At 64.7% G+C, this 25,639-nt stretch carries 20 protein-coding genes; 10 read left to right on the forward strand and 10 right to left on the reverse strand.

What is annotated here, in order from left to right; all coding sequences use genetic code 11:
- Nucleotides 1-313: 313 nt before the first annotated feature.
- From proC to E5X34_RS16195, 3 genes are all read right to left on the reverse strand, one after another.
- Nucleotides 314-1,129 (reverse strand): pyrroline-5-carboxylate reductase, encoded by an 816-nt coding sequence (proC, locus tag E5X34_RS16185; RefSeq protein ID WP_292566519.1) that lies wholly within the window; start codon nt 1,127-1,129, stop codon nt 314-316.
- Nucleotides 1,130-1,310: 181 nt separating this feature from the next.
- Nucleotides 1,311-2,630, reverse strand: coding sequence for an O-antigen ligase (locus tag E5X34_RS16190; protein ID WP_292566522.1), 1,320 nt, complete (start codon nt 2,628-2,630; stop codon nt 1,311-1,313).
- On the reverse strand, nt 2,599-3,597 hold the full coding sequence (locus E5X34_RS16195) for a glycosyltransferase (RefSeq protein ID WP_292566526.1): 999 nt from the start codon (nt 3,595-3,597) through the stop codon (nt 2,599-2,601). Before E5X34_RS16195 ends, E5X34_RS16190 begins: the two co-directional genes overlap by 32 nt.
- Nucleotides 3,598-3,768: 171 nt before the next feature.
- On the opposite strand from E5X34_RS16195, the gene E5X34_RS16200 reads away from it, so the two are divergent.
- From E5X34_RS16200 to E5X34_RS16210, 3 genes are read left to right on the forward strand one after another with little or no spacing between them, the layout of a single operon-like run.
- Nucleotides 3,769-4,938, forward strand: coding sequence for a glycosyltransferase family 4 protein (locus E5X34_RS16200; RefSeq protein ID WP_292566528.1), 1,170 nt, complete (start codon nt 3,769-3,771; stop codon nt 4,936-4,938).
- Nucleotides 4,935-5,729 (forward strand): WecB/TagA/CpsF family glycosyltransferase, encoded by a 795-nt coding sequence (locus tag E5X34_RS16205; protein ID WP_292566530.1) that lies wholly within the window; start codon nt 4,935-4,937, stop codon nt 5,727-5,729. The genes E5X34_RS16200 and E5X34_RS16205 overlap by 4 nt, the downstream gene beginning before the upstream one ends.
- A complete protein-coding gene (locus E5X34_RS16210) occupies nt 5,726-6,652 on the forward strand; it encodes a DUF6492 family protein (RefSeq protein ID WP_292566533.1) in 927 nt (308 codons plus the stop codon). The genes E5X34_RS16205 and E5X34_RS16210 overlap by 4 nt, the downstream gene beginning before the upstream one ends.
- Nucleotides 6,653-6,655: 3 nt before the next feature.
- Here the strand turns inward: E5X34_RS16210 and E5X34_RS16215 are convergent, their stop codons facing one another.
- Nucleotides 6,656-7,951 (reverse strand): lipopolysaccharide biosynthesis protein, encoded by a 1,296-nt coding sequence (locus E5X34_RS16215; protein ID WP_292566536.1) that lies wholly within the window; start codon nt 7,949-7,951, stop codon nt 6,656-6,658.
- Nucleotides 7,952-8,150: 199 nt separating this feature from the next.
- Between E5X34_RS16215 and E5X34_RS16220 the strand changes: the two genes are divergently transcribed.
- The 5 genes from E5X34_RS16220 (at nt 8,151) to E5X34_RS16240 (ending at nt 16,212) form a co-directional block, all read left to right on the forward strand.
- Complete coding sequence (locus tag E5X34_RS16220; RefSeq protein ID WP_292566539.1) at nt 8,151-10,631, forward strand: GumC family protein; 2,481 nt, start codon at nt 8,151-8,153, stop codon at nt 10,629-10,631.
- 228 nt (nt 10,632-10,859) lie between these two features.
- Nucleotides 10,860-11,759 (forward strand): bifunctional methylenetetrahydrofolate dehydrogenase/methenyltetrahydrofolate cyclohydrolase FolD, encoded by a 900-nt coding sequence (folD, locus tag E5X34_RS16225; RefSeq protein ID WP_292566542.1) that lies wholly within the window; start codon nt 10,860-10,862, stop codon nt 11,757-11,759.
- Between the two features lie 14 nt (nt 11,760-11,773).
- The gene (locus E5X34_RS16230) at nt 11,774-12,772 is read left to right on the forward strand and encodes a GlxA family transcriptional regulator (RefSeq protein WP_292314469.1); all 999 of its coding nucleotides are present in this window, start codon (nt 11,774-11,776) and stop codon (nt 12,770-12,772) included.
- 340 nt (nt 12,773-13,112) lie between these two features.
- Entirely contained in the window at nt 13,113-14,483 is a 1,371-nt protein-coding gene (locus E5X34_RS16235) for a hypothetical protein (protein WP_292566546.1), read from the forward strand.
- Between the two features lie 82 nt (nt 14,484-14,565).
- A complete protein-coding gene (locus E5X34_RS16240; RefSeq protein WP_292566549.1) occupies nt 14,566-16,212 on the forward strand; it encodes a VWA domain-containing protein in 1,647 nt (548 codons plus the stop codon).
- A gap of 67 nt (nt 16,213-16,279) precedes the next feature.
- Here the strand turns inward: E5X34_RS16240 and edd are convergent, their stop codons facing one another.
- The 3 genes from edd to zwf form a co-directional block, all read right to left on the reverse strand.
- Nucleotides 16,280-18,103, reverse strand: coding sequence for a phosphogluconate dehydratase (gene edd, locus E5X34_RS16245; RefSeq protein WP_292566551.1), 1,824 nt, complete (start codon nt 18,101-18,103; stop codon nt 16,280-16,282).
- Between the two features lie 61 nt (nt 18,104-18,164).
- Entirely contained in the window at nt 18,165-18,881 is a 717-nt protein-coding gene (pgl, locus tag E5X34_RS16250; protein ID WP_292566554.1) for a 6-phosphogluconolactonase, read from the reverse strand.
- Nucleotides 18,863-20,332, reverse strand: coding sequence for a glucose-6-phosphate dehydrogenase (gene zwf / locus E5X34_RS16255; RefSeq protein WP_126079091.1), 1,470 nt, complete (start codon nt 20,330-20,332; stop codon nt 18,863-18,865). The genes pgl and zwf overlap by 19 nt, the downstream gene beginning before the upstream one ends.
- A 259-nt stretch (nt 20,333-20,591) precedes the next feature.
- Between zwf and E5X34_RS16260 the strand changes: the two genes are divergently transcribed.
- Both E5X34_RS16260 and E5X34_RS16265 read left to right on the forward strand, forming a co-directional pair.
- A complete protein-coding gene (locus E5X34_RS16260; RefSeq protein WP_292566610.1) occupies nt 20,592-21,338 on the forward strand; it encodes an SDR family oxidoreductase in 747 nt (248 codons plus the stop codon).
- 74 nt (nt 21,339-21,412) lie between these two features.
- Nucleotides 21,413-22,708, forward strand: a complete 1,296-nt coding sequence (locus E5X34_RS16265; protein WP_292566556.1) for a Mur ligase family protein — start codon at nt 21,413-21,415, stop codon at nt 22,706-22,708.
- 42 nt (nt 22,709-22,750) lie between these two features.
- On the opposite strand, the gene E5X34_RS16270 is transcribed toward E5X34_RS16265, so the two are convergent.
- From E5X34_RS16270 to E5X34_RS16280, 3 genes are all read right to left on the reverse strand, one after another.
- Nucleotides 22,751-23,641 (reverse strand): SH3 domain-containing protein, encoded by an 891-nt coding sequence (locus E5X34_RS16270; protein ID WP_292566558.1) that lies wholly within the window; start codon nt 23,639-23,641, stop codon nt 22,751-22,753.
- Between the two features lie 257 nt (nt 23,642-23,898).
- Complete coding sequence (locus tag E5X34_RS16275) at nt 23,899-25,185, reverse strand: FAD-binding oxidoreductase (protein ID WP_292566560.1); 1,287 nt, start codon at nt 25,183-25,185, stop codon at nt 23,899-23,901.
- 65 nt (nt 25,186-25,250) lie between these two features.
- Nucleotides 25,251-25,616 (reverse strand): four helix bundle protein, encoded by a 366-nt coding sequence (locus tag E5X34_RS16280; RefSeq protein WP_292566562.1) that lies wholly within the window; start codon nt 25,614-25,616, stop codon nt 25,251-25,253.
- Between the last annotated feature and the right edge of the window lie 23 nt (nt 25,617-25,639).

The following is a 25,639-nucleotide window of genomic DNA, read 5'->3' on the forward strand; positions in this document are numbered from 1 at the left end:
CTACCTCCCCAGGGGCATCGGCTTCGGCTCGAAGCGTGAATGATGCCCGCAACTCAATGACGCCTCGACCCTCCCGGCCAAGGCACTCCCCACTCGCCGGCGAGGACGGAATGCTCAGTCAAGATGAGTGAACATTTGCCTTTGTCAGCGAACGAAAGTTTTATCTGGGCGGTCTATGCCAAAGTCAATCGGCAATCCTTTGGGCCAAAGGGAAACCCCACCGATTGTTTGGGAAACCGGTTAGCCGATATGGCAATCGTCGATCAGGCCTCGCGGATTTGGCGCATCCCAGGCTGGACTGTTTGTCGGAGTGCTACTTGCCGAGTTCTATCGACCGCAGCCGCGCCGCTTCCACGGCTTCGGTGACGAGCTTCGTCAGGCGGTCGCCGCCCATCAGCACGGCAAGCGCGGCGGCGGTCGTGCCGTTCGGGCTGGTCACCTGCTGACGCAGCACGCCCGGCTCCTCGTCGCTTTCAGCGGCGAGCGAGGCGGCGCCGAAGACGGTCTGCATGGCGAGCAGCTTCGCGGTCTCGGCCGGCAGGCCGGCCTTCTCGGCCGCAACCGTCAGCGCCTCGATGAAGTGGAAGACATAGGCCGGGCCGGAGCCGGAGACCGCCGTCACCGAGTCCATCAGGCCCTCGTCGTCGATCGTCGTCACGACACCGCTTGCCGAAAGCAGCTCAAGGACGAAGCGCCGGACGTCGTCGAAAACCAGCGGGTTGGAAAACACCACCATCATGCCCTTGCCGATCGCGGCCGGCGTGTTCGGCATGCAGCGGATGACCGGCGCGAGCTCGCCCAGGATTTCCTCGAAGGTGGCGACCGGCGTGCCGGCGGCCATGCTGACGAAAGTCGTCCTGCCATCGCCGAAGCGCTTGTACTGCGCCGTCACGTCGCGGATCACCTGCGGTTTTACCGCGATGACGACGAGGTCCGGCGCGGCATCGGCCGGTATGGCCTCGGCGTCGGCGGAAACGCGGCAGCCGAGATGTTCGGCCCGCTGGCGCAGTTCCGCGTTGGGCTCGACCACGAACACCGCCGACGGCTCGAGCCTTGCGGACTTCAGCCAGCCCGAGAGCATGGCGTAACCCATATTGCCGCAGCCGGCGAGAACGAGCCTGATCGTCATCAAAATCTCCTTAGCATGGCTCTCCTTAGACGCTTGCGCGGCCAGCGAAAAGCCCAGCGTGAGGAAGATCGATCGTCCAGGACTGAGCGCAATTCCGGGGAAGGGCGAGCGGCTTTCGGCACGCAATTGCGTCAGGACGGAGATAGAGGAGTTCGCCGTTCCGGTGAAATGGTGAAACGCTCTATCGCGACAGGCGAACCGGGATCGGCCGCAGCGAAACTTGCCTGAGGCCAAGCACGCCGAGAACGAAAAACAGCCAGACCGGATCGCCGCGATGGAAGAAGAAGCTTTCCAGGAAGCCGTTCAGCGCCGTGAACAGCACCACCATCATGAAAAAGTCGCCGAGGAAGATGTTCTCCTTGCGCGGCGGGATGCGCATGTAATCGCGCAAAGGAGCGACCAGGAAGGTGTAGACGGCGACGCAGAGCGCCGGGATGCCCATCAGCACGGCGATGTCGAGATAACCGTCATGGCCATGCACGATGGTGCGGATATCCCAGGGCCTGTCGAAGGGCTGGTCCTGATTGAGCAGCAGCGGCGTCCCCCAGAAGCTTTCGTAGCCGTAGCCGGTCCACGGCTTCTTCGCCAGCATCTCGCCGGCGAACTCCCAAAGCGTCGTGCGTCCCGTATAGGTGAGATCGGGGAAATAGATCGCCGCCAGATGCTTCACCGGCGGGATGAAGACGATGCCGAGCGTGCCGACCGCGGTCGCGACGATCGCCAGCGCGAACAGGATCGGCGTGCCGAGCCGCATGCCGATGAGGCTGGGCAGCACGACGATCATGATCGAGAACGGCACAAGTCCGGCGGTCGTCTTGGAGCCGGTGTGGAGCATGAAGATCATTGCCGCGCCGAAGATGCCGGCGCCCCACCAGCGCTGGCCGCGCCGGAACAGATAAAGCCCGGCGAAGCTGAAACAGGCCATCACCGGCCCGGCGATGTTCTTATGCGTGAAGACGCCGCGCCACAGGCCGGCATGCTCCGGCTCCTGCGAATCGGCGGTGTGCAGCGCCTCATGCGGAAAGACGATCAGCCCGATATAGGAAAGGCCGATCACCACGACGGCGGTGAAGATGATCACGCGGGCGAAGGACTCGGCGTCGCGCGGCAGCACCAGGATCGTCGCCATGGTGATGATGCCGATCATGGTGAAGGAGGCGGCGCGCATCGCCGCGGGCGGATCGGTGGCGAGCACCACCGACAGGAAGAAGAAGGCCAGCATCAGCGCCCAGGAGGGGCTCACCAGCGAGCGAACCACGCGCGGATCGGCGAAGGCGAGCAGCGAGAAGATGGAGACCGCGCCGAGCGAGCCGAAACCGAGCTGGTTGACGATGTCGCCGCCGTCGCCGGTCAGTTCCGCGCCCGCCGGCTGGAAAGGCCGGAACGAGACCATGATGACGGTGAACAGGAGCGCGGCGATCGCCGTCGCCACACCTTCCCTGGTGAAGGCGGCGCCGAGCGGCGCGCGCTCAATTCTTCTCAGGCTGTCGGTACTGCTCATTGGCATATCCGAATTCGGCAAGCACCCGGCCGAGAGCGACATAGACCGGGTAGAGGCCTGTCGTCAGCGAGCCGGTTCGCGCCAACCGGATGGCGCCGCGCAGCGGTGAGGCTGCCAGCAGCGCCAGGCTCTTCAGGAAAACTTTCAAGCCGGCAAGCGGCGTGCCGGCGCGTTTCTTCTTTTCGACCAGCGTCGAGATCACGCCATTGCGCAGGCTGCGGGCGCGGATCCAATCGGCCTCGACGCGCCGCGCCGGCACGGTCTCGTTGACTTTTGCCTCGGCGCACCAGCCGAGCACGAAGCCTTTCTGCGCGGAGCGGCTGAGGAAGTCGGAATCGCCGCCGCCCATGAAATTGAACCTGAGATCGAGGAAGGGCGGTCCCATGGCCTTGAGCACGTTGCGTCCCACGAGCAAATTGCCGGACGAATAGAGCGCCGGCACGCGGCCCGTTTCCCGGTAGGGCGGCGCGAACACCGGATGCTCGGCCCATCGGGCGTGGCTCGGATCGGCGAACACCGGCACTTGCGGGCCGCCGACGATGTCGGCGTGAAGCGTCTCCGCCGCCTTGCACATGCTCTCCAGCCAGTTCGGCTCGGCGATCTCGTCGTCGTCGATGACCAGAAGGTGCTTGAAGTTGGGAAATTGCAGGATCGCCGTCTGCCAGCCGGCATTGTAGGCGCTGCAATTGCCGCGCTCATGCGCGATGATCACCAGACCGGGTATCTCGCCGCTCTCGAACAGCGGCAGCACCGCCTTGGCGCCCTCGCGCACCTCGGCCTCGTTTTCCATGACGATGACGGCGAAGCGCCTGCCGGTCCGCTGCGCCTTGAGCGAAGCCAGGGTTTCCAGCACCTGCTTGGGCCGCTTGAAGGTCGGCAGCGTCACCACCGCCTCGACGCTCTCGGCGGCTAGCCCCGGCGACCGTCCTGCGATCGATACAGAAGCGTCGGACGGCAAAGGGATCATCCCGTTTTTGAGCAGCGTGGGTTCGAGCCCTCGATAGCATCGCGGTGATAACGTTTCGTTAATCACCTTCTCGCCCGGCTGTCGGAAAAGCCGGGTCTTTGGCCTTTGACGGTGCCATTTAATCAAGGCTTCACCGCGTTTTGCTACCGGCTGCAGCCAAGGATAGGTGAAATGCATCTGCTGTTCGCCACATCGATCGTGCCCGATGGCGCACTCGCCTCGGGCTACGAGATTGCCAATGCCGCGATCATCGATGCGCTGCGGCGCGCCGGCGTGCGCGTGACGGTGATCGGCTTCATCTGGCCGGGCAAGGCCCCGTCCGATCCGCAAAACACCATCGTGCTCGACGCCGTCGAGGTCCGCACCGAAAGCGCCTCGCCGCTGCAAAAACTTGCCTGGCTGGGCAAGGCGGTTTCCTCCGGCCTGACCTTCTCGTCGGTCAAGTTGCGCGTCGTTTCTGAGGCGCAAGTCCGCGCCGCCATCGAACGCGCCGGTCCCTTTGACGGCTATGTCCTGAATTCGGTGCAGTTCGCCGGCGCGTTCGAGAAGGTTCTCGCCGACCGTCCATTCGTCTTCGTCGCGCACAATGTCGAGCATCGCTCGGCCGAGGAGAACGCCGCCGCGGCCGGCAGCGCGCTGCAGCGCTGGCTGTTCCGCCGCGAGGCCAGGCTGCTCAAGGTCATCGAGGAGCGCCTTTGCGGTGCCGCGCGCTTCGTCTTCACGCTGGCCGAGGAAGACCGCGCGGCACTTGGCGTCGCCTCCGGCACACGCTCGGCGGTGCTGCCGCTGGTGACCCGCGCGCAGGCGCCGATAAAGGCGACGCGACATATCGATTGCGACGCCGCGCTGATCGGCACCTGGACCTGGCAGCCCAACCGCATCGGGCTCGACTGGTTCCTGACCAAGGTCGTGCCGCATCTGAAGCCGGATTTCCGCGTCAAGATCGCCGGCAACGTGCCTGCAAGCGTCAGCTCGGCGCATCCGGGCGTCTCCTTCGTCGGCAGGGTTCCGGACGCGCAGGCCTTCGTGCGCGGCGCCGCCGTTATTCCCCTGATCAGCACCGCCGGCAGCGGGGTGCAGCTGAAGACCATCGAGACCTTCGAGCTCGGACTGCCGTCCGTCGCCACCAGCCGCTCGCTGCGCGGCATCGGCTACCGTCCCGACAACTGCGTGGTGACCGACGATCCGATCGCTTTCGCCGCCGCCCTCCAGGCGGCCGCCGCCAATGTCCGGGACGTCGATGGCAGCGCCTTCCACCGCCGCCAGCTCAAGGCGCTCGACGCCGCGATTGGGCTTGGCCTGGAGAAGCTCGGCGCCGTCAGGCAGGAGGCCGCCGCATGAACATGCACACCGCGCGCGCCGCCTTCGGCTTCGATACGCTCAAGACCATCCTGGGCATTCCGGTGCTTGCCATACGCTGGGACGAGGCCATCGCCTTGCTCACCAGGCTGATCGACGAGCGCCGCTTCACCAAGGTAAGCTTCCTCAACGCCCATAATGCCAATCTTGCCTGCACCGATCCGGTCTTTGCCGAGGCGCTGGAAAACTTCCTCATCCTTCCCGATGGCGTCGGCGTCGACATGGCGGCAAAGCTGCTTTACGGCGCGCCTTTCCCCAGCAACCTCAACGGCACCGATTTCATTCCTGCCTTCCTGCAGGCCTCATCGCATCCGCTGACGGTGGCGCTGCTCGGCACGACGCGCGCCAATGCCGAAGCCGCATGCGCGAAGCTGTCGACGCTCGCCATGCAGCACAATTTCGTCGTCATCCATGACGGCTTCTTCTCCGCCGCCGAGGAGCCGGCGATCCTCGAGCGCATCGCCAGGCTGCGGCCGGACGTGCTGCTTGTGGCGATGGGCATGCCGCGCCAGGAATTGTGGATCGAGCGCCACATCGACAGCCGCCATTGCACGCTGCCGGTCGCCGTCGGCGCGCTGCTCGATTTCATGAGCGGCTCGGTGCCGCGCGCGCCGCTATGGCTGCGCCGGCTGCGGCTCGAATGGCTGTTCCGCCTGTGGATCGAACCCGGCCGCCTGTGGCGCCGCTACATCGTCGGCAACCCGCTCTTCCTGTGGCGTGTCGTCAAGCAGAAGCTGTCGCTCGGGCCGCGACCGCTGGGGGCACGCCGGTGAACAGCCGCTTCGTGCCGGATACGTCCACCGCAATCGAACCGCTGCCGCGCATACCCCTGGCCGCGATCGTCACGGCAAGCTACGCACCCGATTTCGAACGCTGCCGGCTTTTGTGCGAAACCATCGACAGTCACGTCGCCGGCATGGCGCATCATTACATCCTGACCGAACATCGCGACGTCGCGTTGTTTCGCCAGCTGGAATCCGGCCGCCGCAGCGTTGTCGACGAGCGGGACCTGTTGCCGCGCTGGCTGCGCGCGTTCGACGATCCGCTGAGCGGTTTCCGCCGGCGCATCTGGCTGAGCCTGAAAACACAGCCGCTGCGCGGCTGGCATGTGCAGCAGCTGCGCCGCATCGCCATTGCCGGCCACACCAGGGAAGACGTGCTGGTCTTCTGCGATTCCGATGTCGCCTTCCTGAAACCGTTCGACGCGGACGCCTTCTGGCGCGACGGCAAGGTGCGGCTGTTCCGGCGCGACGGCGTCCTGTCGAACGACGGCCATGACGAGCATCGCATCTGGTCACGCAATGCCGGCACAGCACTCGGCATCGAATCCGCCAACCCATCGAGCCACGACTACATCTCGACGCTGATCGCCTGGCGCCGCGAGACGGTCAACGCAATGTGCGAGCGCATCGAGAAGGTGCATGGCCGCGAATGGGTCAGCGTGGTCGGTTCGGCGCGAAAATTCTCCGAATGCATGATCTATGGCCGCTACGTCGACGATGTGCTCGACGGTGCCGGCCATTTCCACGGCTCGGAGGAGTTCTGCCGCGTCCACTGGAACGGCGCGCCGCTCTCGGATGACCAGTTCCGCCGTTTCGTCGACACCATGGCGCCGGAACAGGTGGCGATCGGCATGCAGTCCTTCATCGGTACCGACATCGGCCGTATCCGCCGCCTGATCGGGCTTGCTGCGTAAGGCTCAGATCGCTTTGGCCGGCCGGCGCATCGCCGAATAGGTCAACAATGTCGAGGCAAGATAAAGCAGCAGGAAGACGATGTTGAGCGACAGGACCAGATTGGCCGTGTCGGGGATGGTTGTCAGCACATAGGTCAACAGCACTGCCTTCAATCCGGCAAGCAGGCCGAGATTGATCGCACGCACCGCCGTCTGGCCGCGCGCGAAGAGCAGCTCGGCCTGGTATTCGACGAGGTTGCGCAGCCCCGGCACGCAGGCCGCCAGCGCCACCAGCGGTGCCGCCTCGGCGACGTTCCTGCCGAGCGCATTCGGGAAGAAATGCAGCACGATGCCGAGCGACGCCAGCGCCAGCGTCGAGACCAGGAACACGCCGCCTTCGATGCCGCTCTTCACCGCCAGCCGCGAGAGCAACTCCGGCGCACGCATCATGCGCTGCACCAGCATCATCGAGAATGTGCGGATCGGGATCGCGGTGAGATCGACCAGCCGCATGATGATGGCGTAGATGCCGGCCAGATGCGGCCCGCCGATCGACAGCACCAGCAGCTTGTCGAACTCCATCTGCAGGTAGAACAGCACTTCGGAGCCCGCGACATAGATGGAATCGGCAAGCCGCCGGAAATAGAGCTCGGCGCGCAGCCTCAGCCGCTGGCGTGGGTAGAAGAAGACGAAGGCGACGATCAGCGAAGCGGCATTGGCGCCGATGTAGAACAGCGACCAGACGCCGATCGTATGCGACGCGGCAAGCATGAACAGGATCGCGCCGACTGCCCTGAGCGCCGTCGCCAGGATGGCGAGCACTGCCGCGCGCCCGAACTTGCCGAGCCCGTTGTTGACGATCAGCGCCACCTCGACCGGCCGCCACAACAGCGCCTCGGCGAAGACGATCGCTGCAAAGGCCGACAGCGGCACGGTGCCGGCAAAGAAGACCAAGTACACGATGTAGGATGCGGCGGCGAGGAACGGCAGCGACAACACGCCGAGAAGCAGGAAACCAGCGGTGAATGTGCCGATCAGGTTGGGGCGGATCGTGGCGGTGCGGTAGAGCGCCGAGATGAAGCCGAAGGCGAGGATGCGTGACAGCATGATGCCGGCGGCCGAGGCGGTCGCGAACATGCCGAACTCGGCGATCGAAAGCGTGTTGGCCAAGGCGACGAAATAGGCGAGCGAGAACACCAGCCGGCCGCCGGCGCCGCTGATCGCCGAGAGATAGTCGAATACCAGTTTCCGGCGGGTGGCCACGAAGTGGCCGATCCGCGCGAAGCTCCGCCTTTGCGGCATGTCGCTGGCCTGGGTCATGTCGGGCGATTGATAGGCTGGAAAGTTTAACGCGGCGTTCTGGCGCCTGTGTTGGCGGCGCCGGAATGCCGCGAGCAAGGCGAGAAACCGTGTTGGCCCGGGTGCAAAATTAACCGTTTGTTTCCTATGCCCGTTTAGCGTGGCTTAACGATTGGCCGATCCGCCGCGCCCAAGCCGTCAGAGAGCAAGTTCCAGGACAATGGTCGACAGGGATAACCGTGATGACTGGAGGCGCGAGCGTTCTCTGCTGGCGCTCGGCCAGGCCATGCGTGGCGACGACAACACGGTTTCGATCGGCGACCGGGCCAATTCCTCCTGGCGCGAGGACGCCGCGGCGCGCCATCGCGCCGCGCGTTCCGAGCGCGAAGGGAAGTTGAATCCGCGGCCCGATGATACCGGCGAGTTTGGCCGCGATCAGGGACAAGCGGAATCCGAGCCGGTCGAGACCGAACATGACTGGCGCGGAAGAAATAAGTCCGCATCGCCCGGGCCGTCCTATGAAGCCCCGGCGCGGGGCCAGCAGCCGCAAGCTGCCCCCGAACCTCAGTCGAGCCGGCCATCCGCCGCCGACGATTCCCAGGAGTGGAAGCCGCTGATCGACCCGATGCAGGTCGTGCACGGCATCACGCGATCCAAGGCGCTGATCCTGTCGACGACCATCCTGGGCGCCGCCCTGGGCGTCGCCATCGCCTTGTCGACGCCGAAGAAATATGAGGCCACCACCGACGTCATCGTCGATCCGCGCGACCTCAAGCTCACCGACCGAGACCTGACGCAGAACGTGGTCGCCTCGGATGCGACGCTTGCCATCGTCGAGAACCAGGTCCGCATCCTGACGTCGGGCACCGTCCTCAACAAGGTCGTCACCGATCTCAACCTCACCAACGATCCTGAATTCAACGGCCAGGGCAGCGGCGGCTTCGGCCTGATCTCGACGCTCCGCTCGATCCTGTCGCGGCAGGATGCGGGTGCCGCGGACGAAGCGCGCAAGCGCGCGCTCGCGGTCGGCAAACTGTATGACAGCCTCGACGTCGAGCGTGGCGGCAAGACCTTCGTGGTCTCGGTCAGCGCCACGACGCAGAACGCCGAGAAATCCGCGCTGATCGCCAACACCATGGTCAAGGCTTTCAAGCAGATTTCCAGCGAGATCCAGTCGAGCACCGCGGGCCGCGCCAATGACGAGCTTACCGCCAGGCTCGACGAATTGCGCAAGGGTGTCGAGACGGCCGAACGCAACGTCGAGGATTACAGGGCAACCCACGACCTCGTCGACGCGCAGGGTCACCTGATCAGCGACGACCAGATGCTGAAGCTCAACGAGCAGCTTTCCGTCGCCCGCGCCCGCACGCTGGAGCTCAATGCACGCGCTGCTTCGGCACGCTCGCTGAACGTCAATTCGGTCCTCAGCGGCACGTTGCCCGAGGAAATCAACTCCAACATGATGAGCGAGCTGCGCTCGCAATATGCTGCCCTGAAGCAGGAAGCCGACCGCGCCGAGGTCAAGCTCGGGCCGCGCCATCCGGAGATCGAGGCGCTGAATGCCCAGCTTGCCGGCGCGCGCGAGCGCATCAGCGCCGAGCTGCAGCGCATCGCGTCTTCGCTGCAGGTCGACCTCAAGCGCTCCGTCCAGCTCGAGCAGGACCTTTCCTCGCGCCTGGCGCAGGCCAAGGTGCAGAGCGGCGACGTCAACAACAACCTCGTCTCGCTGCGCGAGCTGGAGCGCGAGGCGGCCGCCAAGCGTTCCGTCTACGAGCAGTTCCTGCTGCGCGCCAAGGAAACCGGCGAGCAGAAGGACATCAACACCGCCAATATCAGCGTCATTTCGGAGGCCTATGCGCCGCTGCAAGCCAAGGGTCCGTCGCGCGCCGTGATGGCCTTGGCCGGTTTGTTTGCCGGCCTGTTCGCCGGCATCGGCCTTGGCGGATTGCGCGGCGTCTATGCGAGCCTGCGCGAGACGGCCGATAGCCGTTCTCGTCGCCGTGTCAATGAGCGTGTTCCAATGGTGGAAAACAGTTCCGACAGGGCCGCTCCGCCACCACCGCCACCGATTGTGACGCCGCCGGCCCCACCTTCCGCTCCGCCTCCGGCTCGGTCATTCACCCCGTCGCCCCCAGCCGCGTCTGTCGCGCCGCCGCCGTCATTCGCGCCGCCGCCGGCCGCATCCTACACACCGCCGCCTGCCTCGCCTCCGGCCCCTCAGCCTGCGTCGGTGGCTGCGCAGCCTGCGGTCCAACCCGTCACACCGCCACCGATGCCGGACAATGACGCAGTCCGTCCCGGGCTTTTCGGGTCGCTTGCCTCGGCGCTCCGCTATTTCGCGCGCCGCGAGCCGGCTGAAACGGTGGATTTGGACACTGTGCCGCCCGAAAGCGCCTGGCGCGCGCCCAGCCGGGAGGAACGCTACCCTGGGGCTGAAACCTCGGCGCGGCAGAATATTCAGCCGCCATACGAGCAGGGCTATTCCTATTCTTATCGGCCGGCCCATGGCCGGACCGACCCGTACGAAGATCATTATTCGGCATCGCCCGCCTCCTATGATCCGCAACCGCCAGTCCCGGGCGACGCCCGCCTATCGTCGGCCGACCAGGGTGAGATCGACGAGATCCGCGCCAGCCTGCGCGAATTCCGCGAGGCGGTTCGCGAGCTGACCGAAAGCCGCTCGCGCCGTCGCTATTTCTGAAGCGTCATATTATTGACACTCCACATTTCTTGATCGCTCGCGGTTCGATAAAAGCTGCCGGTTTCGGGTTTACGGCATCAGACGACGCTTTGACGGGATTGCCCTGTCGAATTTTCGTGAAAATGCCGCGCTGCATTTCGGCCGCAAGCGTCTCGCTTTGGCGGATCGACAATGCCGATCGAGGAATGAGGCCATGCATCGGCCTCGGAGCGAAGCTGAGGGTTGGTGATGGCCGAAGTGATTGATGGAAAGAGTGTCGCCGAGGACGTGGTTTCGAAGGTCAAGGCTCTGACCGCGGAGCTGTCGGCCAAGGGAGCCACCAAGCCTGGCCTTGCCGTGGTGATCGTCGGCGAAGACCCGGCAAGCCAGGTCTATGTCGCTTCTAAATCGCGCACCGCCAAGGAATGCGGCTTCCATTCGCTCCAGCATACGCTGCCGGCCGACACCAGCGAGGAACAGTTGCTGAAGATCATCGGCGATCTCAACGCCGACAAGTCGATCCACGGCATCCTCGTGCAACTGCCGCTTCCCGGCCATATTGACGCCGGCAAGGTGATCCAGACGATCGCGCCGGAGAAGGATGTCGACGGCTTCCACTTCATCAATGTCGGCAAGCTCGGCACCGGTGAGCTTGACACGGCCTTCGTGCCCTGCACGCCGGCGGGCTCCATGCTTTTGATCGAACGCGTGCGCGGCAAGGATCTTTCCGGCCTCAATGCCGTCGTCGTCGGCCGTTCCAACATCGTCGGCAAGCCGATGGCCAATCTGCTGCTCGCCGCCAACTGCACGGTGACCATCGCCCACAGCCGCACCAGGGATCTGCCGGCGCTGGCACGCACCGCCGACATCCTGGTCGCCGCCGTCGGCCGCCCCGAGATGGTCAAGGGCGATTGGGTGAAGCCCGGTGCCACCGTGATCGATGTCGGGATCAACCGCATCCCGGCGCCCGAAAAGGGTGAAGGCAAGAGCCGCCTGGTCGGCGACGTGGCCTATGCCGAGGCGGCCAAGGTCGCCGGCGCCATCACGCCGGTGCCCGGCGGCGTCGGGCCGATGACCATTGCCATGCTGATGGCGAACACTGTAGCTTCCGCCTACCTCGCGGCCGGGCTGAAGCGGCCGTCCTTCTGATCGAAAGCAGATCCTTGCCGAACCTTACTGCTCCTGTCGAACGGCCGATCACGAACGATCCCGTTCAGGGCGGCCGTCAGTTCGGCTTCCTGCTCGTCGACAAGTTCTCGATGTTCTCGCTGGCCGCGGCCATCGACTGCTTCCGCTCCGCCAACCGCCTGCTCGGTCGCGACTTCTATGGCTGGACGACGATTTCGGCCGACGGCGATGCGGTCATGGCCTCCAACGGCCTGCCGCTGAAGATCGACTATTCGGTCGCCGACATGCCGCCGGTCGACATCCTGTTCGTCTCGGTCGGGCTCACCACGGAATTCCCGGGCAAGAGCAAGGTGCTGGCGGCATTGCGCAGCTGGGGCCGGCGCGGCAATGCGCTCGGCGCGCTGTCGGTCGGTTCCTATCTGCTGGCCGAAGCCGGGCAGCTCGACGGCTATCGCTGCACCATCCATTGGGAGAACCGCGCCGGCTTCATGGAGCGTTTTCCCGACATCAACTGCACCGGCAATGTCTTCGAGATCGACCGCAAGCGCTACACCTGCGCCGGCGGCACCACCTCGATCGACCTGATGCTGGAGATCGTGCGCAGCGATTTCGGCTCCAACCTCGCCAACGGCGTCGCCAACCAGTTCCAGCACGAGCGCATCCGCTCGGCCGGCGACCGCCAGCGCGTCGGACCGGAGCGCGATCTCACCGGCAAATCAGAGAAGCTCAGGCGCATCGTCGAGCTGATGGCCGACCATCTCGACGAGCCGCTGTCCGCCGTGCAGCTCGCCAAGTCGGCGGGCCTGTCGGTGCGTCAGGTCGAGCGACTGTTCCTGCGCCATCTCAGCGTGACGCCGGGTCGCTATTACATGCGGCTGAGGCTCGAACGGGCGCGCGAGTTGCTGCGCCAGACCAATATGCCGATCCTCGACGTGGCGATCGCCACCGGCTTCACCTCGCACTCCTATTTCGCGCAGAGCTACCGGCTGCAGTTCGGCCGCCCGCCATCGGAAGAGCGCCGCACCACCTACTGATTGCTGTGGGAAGATGTCGCCGGTTGGGTGACGCGGCCGCTGGTACCTCACATTTTCGCCGGGTTGAATTGCGTCACAAGCCAAGCGAGCTTGTCCGCCGGGGATGTGCCGTCGGTTGGCGTCGAGCCAGCGATGCCCGGACGCTAGACGAAAGCCCGACCGGGCGCGTCCGGCAAATGCGGGCAGATACGGGCACTGGAGCAATTCCAGGAAAAGTGTGAGCGGTTTTCTGTCCGGAATTGCGTCAAACAAAGGGATAGAGCGGTTCGCCGTTTCCGTGAAACGGTGAGACGCTCTAGGGTCAATGAGGCAGGCTTTGGCGAGCAGGCGTGACCGTCGGTTGAACGATTGGAAGGAAATCGCTGCCTTCTTCGGCCGCGACGAGCGCACCGTGCGGCGTTGGGAGCGCCAGCGCGGCCTGCCGGTTCACCGGATTTCCGGTGGGGCAAGGAATCTCGTCTTTGCCTATGCGGATGAGCTGGAGAGATGGCTGCGGGGTGACAGCCCGGCGCCGGAGGAAGCGCCTGCGACCGAGACCGCCGCGGCGGGGCCCGATGGAACGCCGCGAGTTCCGGCCGCCGATACCGTTGGGGCCTCACGGGTCGCTGGCTTCCATCGTCCGGCTCTCCTCATCGCCGGCGCGATCATGCTCTTTGCCGTTGTCGTCATCGCCGGAATCCTTTCGATGCGCGATGCTCCCATCTTGCCGGGCCGTGCTGCGTACAGGCCGGATCCAAAGGTCCGGGATCTCTATCTCGACGCCGTCTACTATCTGGAGACGAGGCAGGCGAGCGGGCTGAACCGCGCCATGCAACTGCTCACCGAGGCGACCACGCTCGATCCCGGCTATGCCGACGCCTACGCCAAGCTGGCGGACAGCTACAACATGGTCAGCCAATTCACGCTGATGCCGGCAAGGGACGCCTATCCGAAGGCTGAGGCCGCCGCCAATCGCGCCATAGCGCTCGATCCCCACAATGCCGGCGGCTACGCGGCGCTCGCCTTTGCGGCTTTCTATTGGGACAAGGATTTTGCCGGCTCACGCGCGCTGTTCGAGCGGGCGATCCGGCTTGATCCGGGTTCCGCCCAGACTCACCACTGGTATGCGCTGACGCTCATGGTCGCAGGCGAGACGGAACGCCCTCTCAGCGAGATCGCCAAGGCGCAGGAACTCAGCCCGGAGTCGCGCAGCATTCTTGCCAACAAGGCGCTCATCCTGTTCCATGCCGGCCGCGTCGACGAGGCCCTGGCGATCCTGCAGCCGCTTGCCGAGGCGGAGCCGAACCTGCGTTCGCCGCCCGAATATCTCGCCACCATCTATCTCGACCAGCATCGCTGGAGCGATTTCCTGCGCGAGTATCGCATGGCAGCCGTCATCTCCGGCAACGATGCCCGCCAGGCCATTGCCGATGCCGCCGAAAAGGGCCTGGATGACGAGGGCGGCGATGGCCTGTTGAAGGCGATGTTGGCCGAGCAGCTGCGGCAATACCAGCGCGACCGCGAACCTGCCTACAAGCTCGCCACCACCGCCGCCATGCTGGGTCGAGGCGACGATGCGATCCGCTATCTCGAGGAATCGGCAAGGCGCAAGGAGGACGATCTGCTCGGCGTACGCGTCGACCCGGCCTTCAGGGGACTGCGCAGCGATCCGCGCTACCGGGCGATCGTCGAGGCCGAGGGCTTTGTCCCGACACAGGCGCCGGGCTCCTGACCACAAGCTTTTGCAGCTTGTCTCCGCAGGCCACCTAAAATAGCTTTCCGGGCGCGGACGAGGGAACAATCAGGAGACATCCATGGCGGGACTGATACGGAGCGTCGCTGCGGCGGCCCTCCTTTTGTCGACGACCAGTTTCGGCTTTGCCGCCAACAAGGTCATCATCATTCTAGACGCTTCAGGCTCGATGTGGGCCCAGATCGATGGCAAGCCGAAGCTGGAGATCGCGCGTGAATCGCTGCGCACGGTGCTGCAGTCGGTTCCGGCCGACGACGAGATCGGCTTCATGGCCTACGGCCATCGCACCAAGGGCAGCTGCGACGACATCGAGCTGATCGTGCCGCCGCAAGCCGGCTCCGCCAGCGCCATTTCGGCCGCGGCCGACAGCATGAAATTCCTGGGCAAGACGCCGCTCACGGCTGCCGTCAAGCAGGCCGCCGAGGCGCTGAAATACACCGAGGACAAGGCAACGGTGGTGCTGATCACCGACGGGCTGGAGACCTGCGGCGGCGATCCCTGCGCGCTCGGCAAGGAGCTGAAGGAAAGCGGCGTCGACTTCACCGCCGATGTCGTCGGCTTCGGCCTGACCGCCGACGAGGGCAAACAGATTGCCTGCCTCGCCGAAAACACCGGCGGGAAATACATCCAGGCCTCCGACGAGAAGGCGCTGCAGGACGCGCTGGTCGAGACCGTGGCGGCTCCGGCGCCTGAGCCGGCTTCGGCACCCGCGCCAGCGCCCGCCAAGCCTGAATTCAATTTCATGCCGAGCGTGGTCATGGCCGAGGGGGGTCCCGAGATCTCCGACAACAGCAATGCCTGGGAGATCTACAAGGCCAATGCGGACGGCTCGCGCGGCGATCAGGTCATGACCGAGTATGGTGAGCTGAAAACCAATCTCGAACCGGGCGACTATATCGTCGTCGGCCGCGACGACGAGGCAAGAAGCGAGCAGAAGATCAAAATAGAGGCCGGCCAGGTTTACAAGCCGCTGTTCACGCTCAACGGCGGTACGCTGGTTATCCATCCGCATGCGAGCCAGGGATCGGAGATCAGCGGCGAGGCGCGTGTCGACTTCGCCTATCCGGGCGGCAGCACCACCCACTATGGCGACGCCAAGGCGACTGTCCCCGCCGGCGAGCAGAAGGTGACGGTACAGATCGGCGCCGGCACGGTAACCGAGACCATCCAGCTTGCTGCCGGACAGACGGTCGAGAAGGACGTCGTCGTCGGCGTCGGTCACGCCGTGCTCAATGCCTTCTATACGGCAGGCGGTGACAAGGCCGACAATTCCGGCACTAGCTTCGAAATCGTCAAGGCTAAGAAGAAGATCGACGGTTCCCGCGAGAGCGTCGAGCACTCCTATGGTCCCGACAGCAAGTTCTGGCTGCCGCCGGACGACTATGTCGCGCTCACCACGCTCGATCTTGCCGTTGCCGAGCAGCCCTTCACCATCAAGGCCGGCGACAACCAGGACATCAAGGTCCCGCTCGACGCCGGCGTGCTGGCGATGTCGGCGCCCGGCGCTTACTCGATCGAGGTGTTCTCGTCGAAGAAGGACATAGAGGGCAAGCGCAAGTCGCTGGGCTTGAGCTATGGCGACAGTTGGCAGCAGACGATTCCCGCCGGCGACTATGTGGTCGTGCGGCACGCCTCCGACCAGGGCCAGGACAAGGAGATGCCGGTGACGATCAAGGCCGGCGAGCGGACCGAGGTCACCGTTCAGTAGTCGTTTCGGCCGGAACAAAGAGAAAGGGCGGCGCGAGGCCGCCCTTTGTCTTTTGACACCGGAAACGTCAGGCGTTTCCGAATGCCGCCGCCCCGTGGTCGGCGCGGCCGACCAGCTGGCGGAAGCCGGCGAACAGCTCGCGGCCGAAGCCGAATTCGTTGCCGATGAGATCGGCGTCCGCCGTGCGGCGCAGCGCGAATTCCGTTCCCGGCACCAGCACCTCGAGTGTGCCGGCATCGGCGTCGAGGCGGATGACGTCGCCGTCGTGGATCCTGGCGATCGGGCCGTCCTCGACCGCTTCCGGCGTCACATGGATCGCCGCTGGCACCTTGCCGGAAGCGCCCGACATGCGCCCGTCGGTCACCAGCGCCACGCGCTGGCCGCGATCCTGCAGGATCCCGAGCACGGTGGTCAGCTTGTGCAGCTCCGGCATGCCGTTCGCCTTCGGGCCCTGGAAGCGGATCACGGCGACGAAGTCGCCGGTGAGCTGGCCGGCCTTGAAGGCGTCGTTCAGGCCTTGCTGGCTGTCGAACACTTTTGCCGGCGCCTCGATGATGCGGCGCTCCGGTTTGACGGCGGAAGTCTTGATGACGGCGTGGCCGAGATTGCCGCCAAGCACTTTCAGCCCGCCGGTCGGCTGGAAGGCTTTCTTGACCGGCGCCAGCACCTTCTCGTCGCCGCTCACGACCGGCGCCGCTTCGCGCACCACGCTGCCGTCCTCGCCAAGCCTCGCCTCGACCGCGTAGGGGCGCAGGCCTTCACCCCACACCGTCTGCACGTCCTCATGCAGCAGGCCTTCGTCGAGCAGCTCGCGGATCAGGAAGCCGAGCCCGCCGGCGGCATGGAAATGGTTCACGTCGGCGAGCCCGTTCGGATAGACGCGCGCCAGAAGCGGCACCGCCTCGGACAGGTCGGATATGTCCTGCCAAGTCAGCGCAATGCCGGCGGCCGCGGCCATGGCGATCAGGTGGATCGTATGGTTGGTCGAGCCGCCGGTGGCGTGCAGGCCGACCACGCCGTTGACGATCGAACGCTCGTCGATCATGCGCCCGACCGGCGTGTAGGCATTGCCGAGCGCCGTGATCGCCAGCGCCCGCTTGGCCGCTTCCCTGGTCAGCGCGTCGCGCAGCGGCGTGCCCGGATTGACGAACGAGGCGCCGGGCGTGTGCAGGCCCATGATCTCCATCAGCATCTGGTTGGAATTTGCCGTGCCGTAGAAGGTGCAGGTGCCAGGCCCGTGATAGGACTTGGATTCCGCCTCGAGCAGTTCGGCGCGGCCGACCTTGCCTTCGGCATAGAGCTGGCGGACCTTGGCCTTCTCGTCATTCGCTAGCCCGGTCGTCATCGGCCCGGCCGGAATGAAGACGGCCGGCAGGTGCCCGAAGGTGAGCGCCGCGATCACCAGCCCGGGCACGATCTTGTCGCAGACGCCGAGGAAGACGGCGGCGTCGAACATATTGTGCGACAGGCCGATCGCCGCCGCCATGGCGATGACATCGCGCGAGAAAAGCGACAGCTCCATGCCGGGCTGGCCTTGGGTGACGCCGTCGCACATCGCCGGCACGCCGCCGGCCACCTGGGCGATGCCGCCTGCCTCGCGCGCGGCTTCCTTGATCAGTGCCGGGAAGGTCTCGAAGGGCTGATGCGCCGACAGCATGTCATTGTAGGAGGTGATGATGCCGAGATTCGGCACGCGGTCGCCGCCGAGCGCGATCTTTTCCGACGGGCTGCACACGGCAAAACCGTGGGCGAGGTTGCCGCAGCCCAGCACCGCCCGATTGGCGGTATTGCTTGACGCTCCGGCGATGCGGCCGAGATAGGCTTCTCGCCCGGCTTTTGAACGTTGGCGGATGCGTTCCGTGATGGCTTCGATATCGCGTCTGGCTGTCATGGTCCGTCCTTTCGAGCCCGGTAAGCGTCCTCCCCTGCCACCGGGCTGTCCTCATATGAAATCAGGGTGCCCAGAACACCTCTATCCGTCCCGGCGCCGCCTCGAGCACGCTGCGGATGGGCTTTTTCGCGCCTGGACCCATCGCGCCGTTGAACGCTGTGCGCTTGTCCTCGCCTTCGATGTGCAGCGCGACGAAGCCGGCCGCGACGATGCGCGCCATCGACAGCGTCAGCCGCGGCTCGCCGCCGCTCGCCGCATGCACCGGCAGCACGATGCGCTGGGACGCCGGGTCGAGCAACTCCTCGAGGTTGCCGGCATCCGGAAAGAACGAAGCCGTATGGCCGTCGCCGCCCATGCCGAGGATAACCACGTCGAGCGGCCAGGGCAGCGACCGCAGCGCTTCGCTATCTGCCGCCGCGGCGTCCTCGATGCTTGCCGCCTCATGGTAGAGCGGCACGAAGCGCGCCGCCGCGGCCTTGCTCTGCAGCAGGTTCGCTGCCACCAGCCCGGCATTCGATCGCGGCGAGGACGGCGGCACGAAGCGCTCGTCGACCAGTGTCACAATAATCTTGTCCCAGGCGATCGGCGTGGTCGAGAGCGCGGCGAACAGCTTCGCCGGCGTGGTCCCGCCGGACACGGCGAGCAGCGCGGCGCCGCGTTCCGTGATGGCCTTGGTCAACCGGTCCGCGATCTCACCGGCGAGCGCCGTTGCGAGATCCTGGCGATCGGCAAAGCCGTTCCAGCCGTAGCTGACCTCGCTCAATTGCTCTCGTGCCATGTCCGTCCGTCACGTTCGATAAGCGCGATCGAGGCCGACGGCCCCCAGGTGCCGGCCGTATAGCCCTGGGCTTCCTGCCTGGCGCTCTCCCAGGCGTTCTGGATCGGATCGATCCATTTCCAGGCCGCCTCGACCTCGTCGCGGCGCATGAACAGCGTCTGGTTGCCGCGCACCACATCCATGATCAGCCGCTCATAGGCGTCCGGCGCGCGCGTGTCGAAGGACTGAGCGAAGCTCATATCGAGCGAAATCTGGCGCAGCCGCATGCCGCCCGGGCCGGGATCCTTGATCATGATGTATTGCTTGACGCCTTCATTCGGCTGCAGCCGGATCACCAACTGGTTGGCGAAGATCGGTCCGGCGCTGTCGCCGAAGATCGAATACGGGATCGGCTTGAACTCGATGACGATTTCCGAGACCCGGGTGGCGAGCCGTTTGCCGGTCCTCAGATAGAAGGGAACGCCGGCCCAGCGCCAGTTGCCGATCTCGGCCTTGATGGCGACGAAAGTCTCGGTGTTGCTATCCTTGCCGAGTTCCTCGACATATCCCTTGACGGGACCGCCCGCCGAGGCGCCGGCGCGATACTGGCCGCGCACCGTATGCTTGGGCGCCCCGTTGCCGTTGATGCGCTTCAGAGCCCGCAGCACCTTCAGCTTCTCGTCGCGCACCGCATCGGCGTCCATGGACGACGGTGTTTCCATGGCGACGAGGCAAAGCAGCTGCAGAATATGGTTCTGCACCATGTCGCGCAGCGCGCCGGCCTTGTCGTAATAGGTGACGCGGTCTTCGAGCCCGACGGTCTCGGCGACGGTGATCTGAACATGGTCGATATGCGCCGAATTCCACAGCGGCTCATAGAGCGCATTGGCAAAGCGCAGCGCCATCAGGTTCTGCACCGTTTCCTTGCCGAGATAGTGGTCGATGCGGAAGATCTGGCCTTCGTCGAAATCGCCACCGACCGCGTCGTTGAGGGCGCGCGCCGAGCTGAGGTCGCGGCCGATCGGCTTTTCCAGCACGATGCGCGAATTCGGCGTGATCAGCTTGTGCTCCTTGAGCTTGTGCGAGATGTCGCCGAACAGCGCCGGTGCCACCGCGAGGTAGAAGGCGCGGATGCGGTCGCTGTCGCCGATCGCCTTCTTGAGCTCGCCGAAGCCGGCGCCTGTGGTCGCGTCAGCCGACACGTAGGAAAGCCGCGCCAAGAAAGTCTCAAGCTCCTTGGCATCGACATCCTCCGGTTTCACGTGCTCGGATATCGCCTTCTTGGCGAAGGTCCGGAATTCGGCATCGCTCATCTTCGCGCGCGACGTTCCGATGATGCGCGTCGGTTCGGAGAATTGATGGTCGCGCTGGCGATGGTAGAGCGACGGCAGGAGCTTGCGTTCCGACAAGTCGCCGGTGCCGCCGAAGATGATGAAGTCGAAGGGATCGACAGGAATGATCTGGCTGGTCATGGTCAGTCCGATTTGATGCCTGATGGCGGCAGCGTGGTTGGTATATTCTAATCGATTTAAATTTTCCAGTGCCATGGTGTCACAGGCAGGACCAATCGCTTGCACTTGCATCGGTCCACCTGTTTCCCGACACTCGCGCACTGCCGGCAGGCTTGTCGGCAAGCCATGGCTTCCGGCAGCATTCGCGCCTGCACCATAGAACGTGAATGTGACGAAAGCTAAGGGAGATGGCTGCGGAAATCCAATGAGCGGGAAAGCCATGCGTCTGGAAAACAAGGTCGCCATCATCACCGGTGCCGCGTCGGGCTTCGGCGAGGGCATGGCGAAACGCTTTGCCGAAGAGGGGGCGCGCGTGGTCGTCGCCGATCTCAACGCCAAGGGCGCGGAGCGGGTGGCCGACGAGATCGGCGCCAACGCGATCTGGACCCAGACCGACGTGTCCCTGCGCTCCGAATTCGACGAGATGATCTACGCCGCCAAGAGCGCGTTCGGCCGCATCGACATCATGGTCAACAATGCCGGCTTCACCCACCGCAACGGCGATATGCTGGGCGTCGACGAGGAAACCTTCGACCTGATCACCGCCGTCAACATCAAGGCGATCTACCATGCGGCGCTCGCCGTCGTGCCGATCATGGATCGGCAGGGCGGCGGCGTCATCCTGACCACGGCCTCGACCGCAGGGCTTCGGCCGCGGCCGGGACTGACCTGGTACAATGCTTCCAAGGGCTGGGCGATCACCGCCACCAAGTCGATGGCCGTTGAACTGGCGCCGAAGAACATTCGCGTCAACTGCCTTTGCCCGGTTGCCGGAGAGACCGGCATGCTGGAGAAATTCATGGGCGCCGACACGCCGGAGATACGCGAGAAGTTCCGCGCCTCGATTCCGCTCGGCCGGCTCTCGACACCTCTCGACATCGCCAATGCGGCACTGTGGCTGGCTTCGGACGAGGCCGCCTTCATCACTGGCGTGGCGCTGGAGGTCGATGGCGGCCGCTGTGTCTAGTCGATGACGTGCGGCTTGAGTTTGACTTGACGATCCGGCGAAAGGCATAACGGTGCCTGGATGAGGCGGGTGCCATGAATGCCGGACTGCGGAGAATTCGCAAGGACCTGGGGCAACGCCTCAAGATCTACCGGGCGAGGCGCGCAAGGGCGCGGAGCAAGGCCACCTTCATCGGCGTAACCGGCAGCTCAGGAAAGTCGACCGCGGTGGGCCTGCTCGGGCACATTCTGGCCGGCCACGGGCGGACCTACACGCGGGTTCTGGCCAACACGATAAATTCACTGGTCAGCACACTCTACAGGCACATGAACAAGCACGGCGAGGTCGACTATGTCGTCTTCGAGGCGGGCGCCTCCGGCGTCGATACGATCAGGCCCATGGCACAGCTGCTCAAGCCGCATGTGGCTGTTGTCACGATGGTGCAGCTTGAGCATTTTTCCAGTTTCAAGGCCTTGGAGAACGTCGCTCGGGAAAAACGCGCTTTGGTCGAGGCGCTGGGGCCTGACGGGCTGGCGGTACTGAACGCCGACGATCCCAATGTATTGGCCATGGCATCCGGCGGTGCGCATCGCCTCGTCACGTTCGGCGAGTCGGAAACGGCCGACTATCGCGTCGCCGATATCAGCGCCGCCTATCCGCGCACGCTCAGCTTCACGCTTCATTGGCGGGCCGGAGTGTTGAAGCTCAAGACGCCGTTTCCGGGAGAGCATTTCTGGCTGCCGACGGCTGCCGCGGCCGCGACCGCGCTCGAGCTTGGCGTACCAGCGCGAATGGTGGAGGCCAGGATCGCGGCATTCGAGCCGTTGACGAACCGCTGTCGCGTCCTGGTCGTCGATGGAGGGCCGCATTTCGTCGTCGACACCGCCAAGGCCCCTTGGCATTCGCTGTCGCTCGCCTTCGACATGATTGCAAGATCAAGGGCTGGGCGAAAGCGGATCGTGCTTGGCCAGCTGTCGGACTTTGGCGGCTCGAACGCAAAATATGCGCGCGCCTATGAAAGTGCGCGCGAGCTTGCCGACCAGGTGATTTATGTCGGGGAGCATGCCCATCGCTCGAAAGCCAGCCAGGCCGATCGCGACAGCGGCCGGTTCGTCGAACTGCGGACGCCGAAAGAGGTTTCCGATCATCTCAGGCGCACTGCCGCACCAGGCGAACTCATCCTTCTGAAGAGTTCTTCCAGTCTTCACCTGGAACGTTTGGCGCTCGCCTGGACACATGATGTAAAATGCTGGATTCCCGCTTGCGGGAAGAAGGAAGGCTGCCAGACTTGCGGCCTTTTCGAAGTGCCGTTCGAGGAGCATCGGGAGGCCGTCAAAAGGCGCAGGCATGATCGCTGGCGGCAGCGACTTCGTCACCTCTTCGGCGGCTGACGGCATCGCGGTTCGGCCGCGGGCGCCGCCGGCACAACGGCCTCACGCGCCGGTCTTGACGTAGCTCTTGTAGACCCAGCCGTGCTTGCCGTTATAGACGATCTCGCACCATTGCTTGCAGCTCATCACCTGCACCGAGGCCTTGGCGGGCACAGTGACGATCGCGGCTGCGCCCTTCTTCGGTCCGGAGCGCATGGTGACGGCCCGCAAGATGCGTCCGTTGGCAGCCGCGCCGACCTTTTGAGGTTTCGGTTTGGACTGCGCCGCGTTGTCGGTTGCTGGCGGATCGGCATCGGGAGCCTGTGGCTTGGCCTCTGGAATGGCGGCGGTCTCGGCGCCGTCCATCTTGTCGCCTGGCGTCTTCGCGGTCGTCTCGCCCGCCGGTGCGGGTGCGGCAACCTGCGACAGCGCATCCGAGGCGTCGTTCTCCGCGGCTGGTTCGGCGAAGGCCGTGTCGGTCGATTGCGCAGCGCCAGGCTCGGCGGCCTGCTTCGATGGAGCTGGTTGATCCCCTGCCGGCTCCGACGGGGATTTGGAGTCGGGAGCCGTCCAGCGGGGGCTGTTCGACGCCAGCGCCGGAATGTTGGCTTCGCGGGCCGCTGTTGCCGGCGAAACCGCATCCGCCTTGCGAGCGGCCTGTGGTGCCGGGGCCACGGTCACCGCCGCCGCCACCGGAGCGATCTTCGTGGTCTTCACCGGGATTGTCGGCACGGTCTGCTCGGCGCTGCCCGCGGCAACCTGCCGGCCGCTGCCCGGAATGCACAACCAGAGCGCCACCGCGGCCACGCCGAGCAGCGCGACCGTGCCCACCGCTGCGATGACCAGATGCGCGTTCGACTGCACCTTCTGCCAGAAGGATGGCCGTACGTTATAACCGAACTGCATTGTGAAGCGCTGCCGTTCCGGCGTGCCGAAACTGAAGGGCTCGTTCACTCAAACCACCTCCAACAAGCGAGCCGACGTTCTTTCGATCATTGCCGCGAGGGTTGGCATCGATCGGCATCGGTCCCGAAATCACAGCGGACAAGGCCCGCGAAATCCCCAGAACTTTCGCCCATGATCGCATCTTTTACTGCTGATTATGGCATGAGTGAGCCAATTTGCGAAATTCTGCGCGTCCGTTAAGGCTTCCACAACCTGCCTCGTGGAAGCCGCCATCGTCGAATCGGGGCCTCGACCGGGCGCCAGCCTCAAATCCTGTCGCGCAGCGCAAACCAGCTGAGCGCCAGAAACAAGAGCGGCGCGCGAAAGCGGCGGCCGCCCGGGAAGGCGGGGATATTCAGGTCCTCGATCAGTTTCAGGCGGTCGCGATTGCCGGCAACGGTCTCGGCATAGAGCTTGCCGAAGAAGTTCGACAGCATGACGCCGTGGCCGGAATAGCCACCGATCGAGATCACATTCGGCATCACTTCGCGCACGAACGGCTTTCTCGGCATGGTGATGCCGACATAACCGCCCCAGCCATGTGTGATCTCGACATCCTTGAAGTCCGGGTAGAGCTCGGCGATTTGCCTGCGGATGTGGATATGGATGTCCTTCGGATCGGCGACGGCATAGACCTCGCGGCCGCCGAACAACAGCCGGCCGTCTTTCGACTTGCGGAAATAGCGCACCACGAAACGGGAATCGTCGACGGACTCGCCGCCCGGCAGCACTTTGGAAGCAGCGCCGAGCGGCACGGTCGCGCCGATGAAAGAGCCGATCGGCATGATATGCGCCGCGCTCACCGGCTCGAGATTGCCGCCATAGGCATTGACCCCGATCAGGCATTTGTCGGCCGTGATCGTGCCCCTGGGCGTCGTGACCTTCACCTTGCCGCCGCTGGAAACGATGCCGGTGGACGGCGTCTGCTCGAAGAGATGCGCGCCGGCGGCCGTCGCCACTTTCGCCGTGCCGATCACCAGCTTCAGCGGATGGATGTGACCCGTGCCGATGTCGCGGGTGCCGCCGAAATAGCGCGACGAGCCCAACCGCTGCGCCGTCTCCGCCTGGTCCATGAAGCTTAAATGCGGATAGCCGAAGCGGGTCGCCATGATCTCGGCGTGGCGCTTGTAGTCGTCGACGTAACGTTTCTTGTGCGCTACGGAAAGCTGGCCCGGCATATAGTCGATGTCGATCGCGTTGGCGGCAGCGAAGTCCAGCAGATGCGCCTTGGCCTCTTCCGCCATGTCGAACAGCGCTCTGGCGCGGGAAAGCCCGTATTCGGCCTCCAACTCTTCCGCCCAGGCACGCTGCCCGGTGCCAAGCTGGCCGCCATTGCGTCCCGATGCGCCGTCGCCGCAGCGATAGGCCTCGATCAGCACGACATTTGCGCCTGCTTTCGCCAGATGGGCTGCAGCCGAGAGGCCGGTAAAGCCGCCGCCGACGATGACGACGTCGCAGGTCCGGTCGCCGTCGAGAGGCGGATATTCGGGGCGAGGGCCGACCGTATCCTCATACCAGGACCGGCCGGGAGAGATAGGGGATTGGTAGGGCATGATGCTCGCAGTAGGGCGGTAGGGCAGTAGGGCAGTAGGGCAGTAGGGCAGTAGGGCAGTAGGAGCTACTCGGGCGCTAATTTACGGATGAGGAGCCGCAAGAGTGTTCCTACGCTCTCACTTTGCACCATCAATTGTTGAGCTGCTTCGTTGGAGGCGATTCCGACGCGCTGCGCGATCAGCAAGTGAGTTTCCAACTCTTTGAGTGATCCCTGTGCAATTCTAAGAAACTGTTGATAGGACGCTCGGCTTTCTCGTCCATAGCCCTCAGCGATGTTGGCAGGCACGGAAGCGGCTGCCCTACGTAGCTGAGTTGTCAATCCATAGAGTTCTTCCTTCGGCCAGGCTCTTGTCGTTTCGTAGATCGAAACTGCGAGGTCCATAGCCTGCTGCCAGACGACCAAATCCCTGTACGATTCGATCTTCGCCATCGTTCCCCCTACTGCCCTACTGC

Source organism: Mesorhizobium sp. (assembly GCF_004963255.1).
In the GTDB taxonomy this organism is placed as follows: domain Bacteria; phylum Pseudomonadota; class Alphaproteobacteria; order Rhizobiales; family Rhizobiaceae; genus Mesorhizobium.

Excerpts from the sequence above, each read along its gene's own strand:
- E5X34_RS16280 (WP_292566562.1), bottom strand. The coding sequence starts at position 25,616 with ATGGCGAAGATCGAATCGTACAGGGATTTGGTCGTCTGGCAGCAGGCT.
- zwf (WP_126079091.1), bottom strand. The coding sequence starts at position 20,332 with ATGACCAGCCAGATCATTCCTGTCGATCCCTTCGACTTCATCATCTTC.
- E5X34_RS16265 (WP_292566556.1), top strand. The coding sequence starts at position 21,413 with ATGAATGCCGGACTGCGGAGAATTCGCAAGGACCTGGGGCAACGCCTC.
- E5X34_RS16190 (WP_292566522.1), bottom strand. The coding sequence starts at position 2,630 with ATGAGCAGTACCGACAGCCTGAGAAGAATTGAGCGCGCGCCGCTCGGC.
- E5X34_RS16240 (WP_292566549.1), top strand. The coding sequence starts at position 14,566 with ATGGCGGGACTGATACGGAGCGTCGCTGCGGCGGCCCTCCTTTTGTCG.
- folD (WP_292566542.1), top strand. The coding sequence starts at position 10,860 with ATGGCCGAAGTGATTGATGGAAAGAGTGTCGCCGAGGACGTGGTTTCG.
- edd (WP_292566551.1), bottom strand. The coding sequence starts at position 18,103 with ATGACAGCCAGACGCGATATCGAAGCCATCACGGAACGCATCCGCCAA.
- pgl (WP_292566554.1), bottom strand. The coding sequence starts at position 18,881 with ATGGCACGAGAGCAATTGAGCGAGGTCAGCTACGGCTGGAACGGCTTT.
- E5X34_RS16220 (WP_292566539.1), top strand. The coding sequence starts at position 8,151 with ATGGTCGACAGGGATAACCGTGATGACTGGAGGCGCGAGCGTTCTCTG.
- E5X34_RS16195 (WP_292566526.1), bottom strand. The coding sequence starts at position 3,597 with ATGATCCCTTTGCCGTCCGACGCTTCTGTATCGATCGCAGGACGGTCG.
- E5X34_RS16275 (WP_292566560.1), bottom strand. The coding sequence starts at position 25,185 with ATGCCCTACCAATCCCCTATCTCTCCCGGCCGGTCCTGGTATGAGGAT.
- proC (WP_292566519.1), bottom strand. The coding sequence starts at position 1,129 with ATGACGATCAGGCTCGTTCTCGCCGGCTGCGGCAATATGGGTTACGCC.
- E5X34_RS16260 (WP_292566610.1), top strand. The coding sequence starts at position 20,592 with ATGCGTCTGGAAAACAAGGTCGCCATCATCACCGGTGCCGCGTCGGGC.
- E5X34_RS16215 (WP_292566536.1), bottom strand. The coding sequence starts at position 7,951 with ATGACCCAGGCCAGCGACATGCCGCAAAGGCGGAGCTTCGCGCGGATC.
- E5X34_RS16200 (WP_292566528.1), top strand. The coding sequence starts at position 3,769 with ATGCATCTGCTGTTCGCCACATCGATCGTGCCCGATGGCGCACTCGCC.
- E5X34_RS16205 (WP_292566530.1), top strand. The coding sequence starts at position 4,935 with ATGAACATGCACACCGCGCGCGCCGCCTTCGGCTTCGATACGCTCAAG.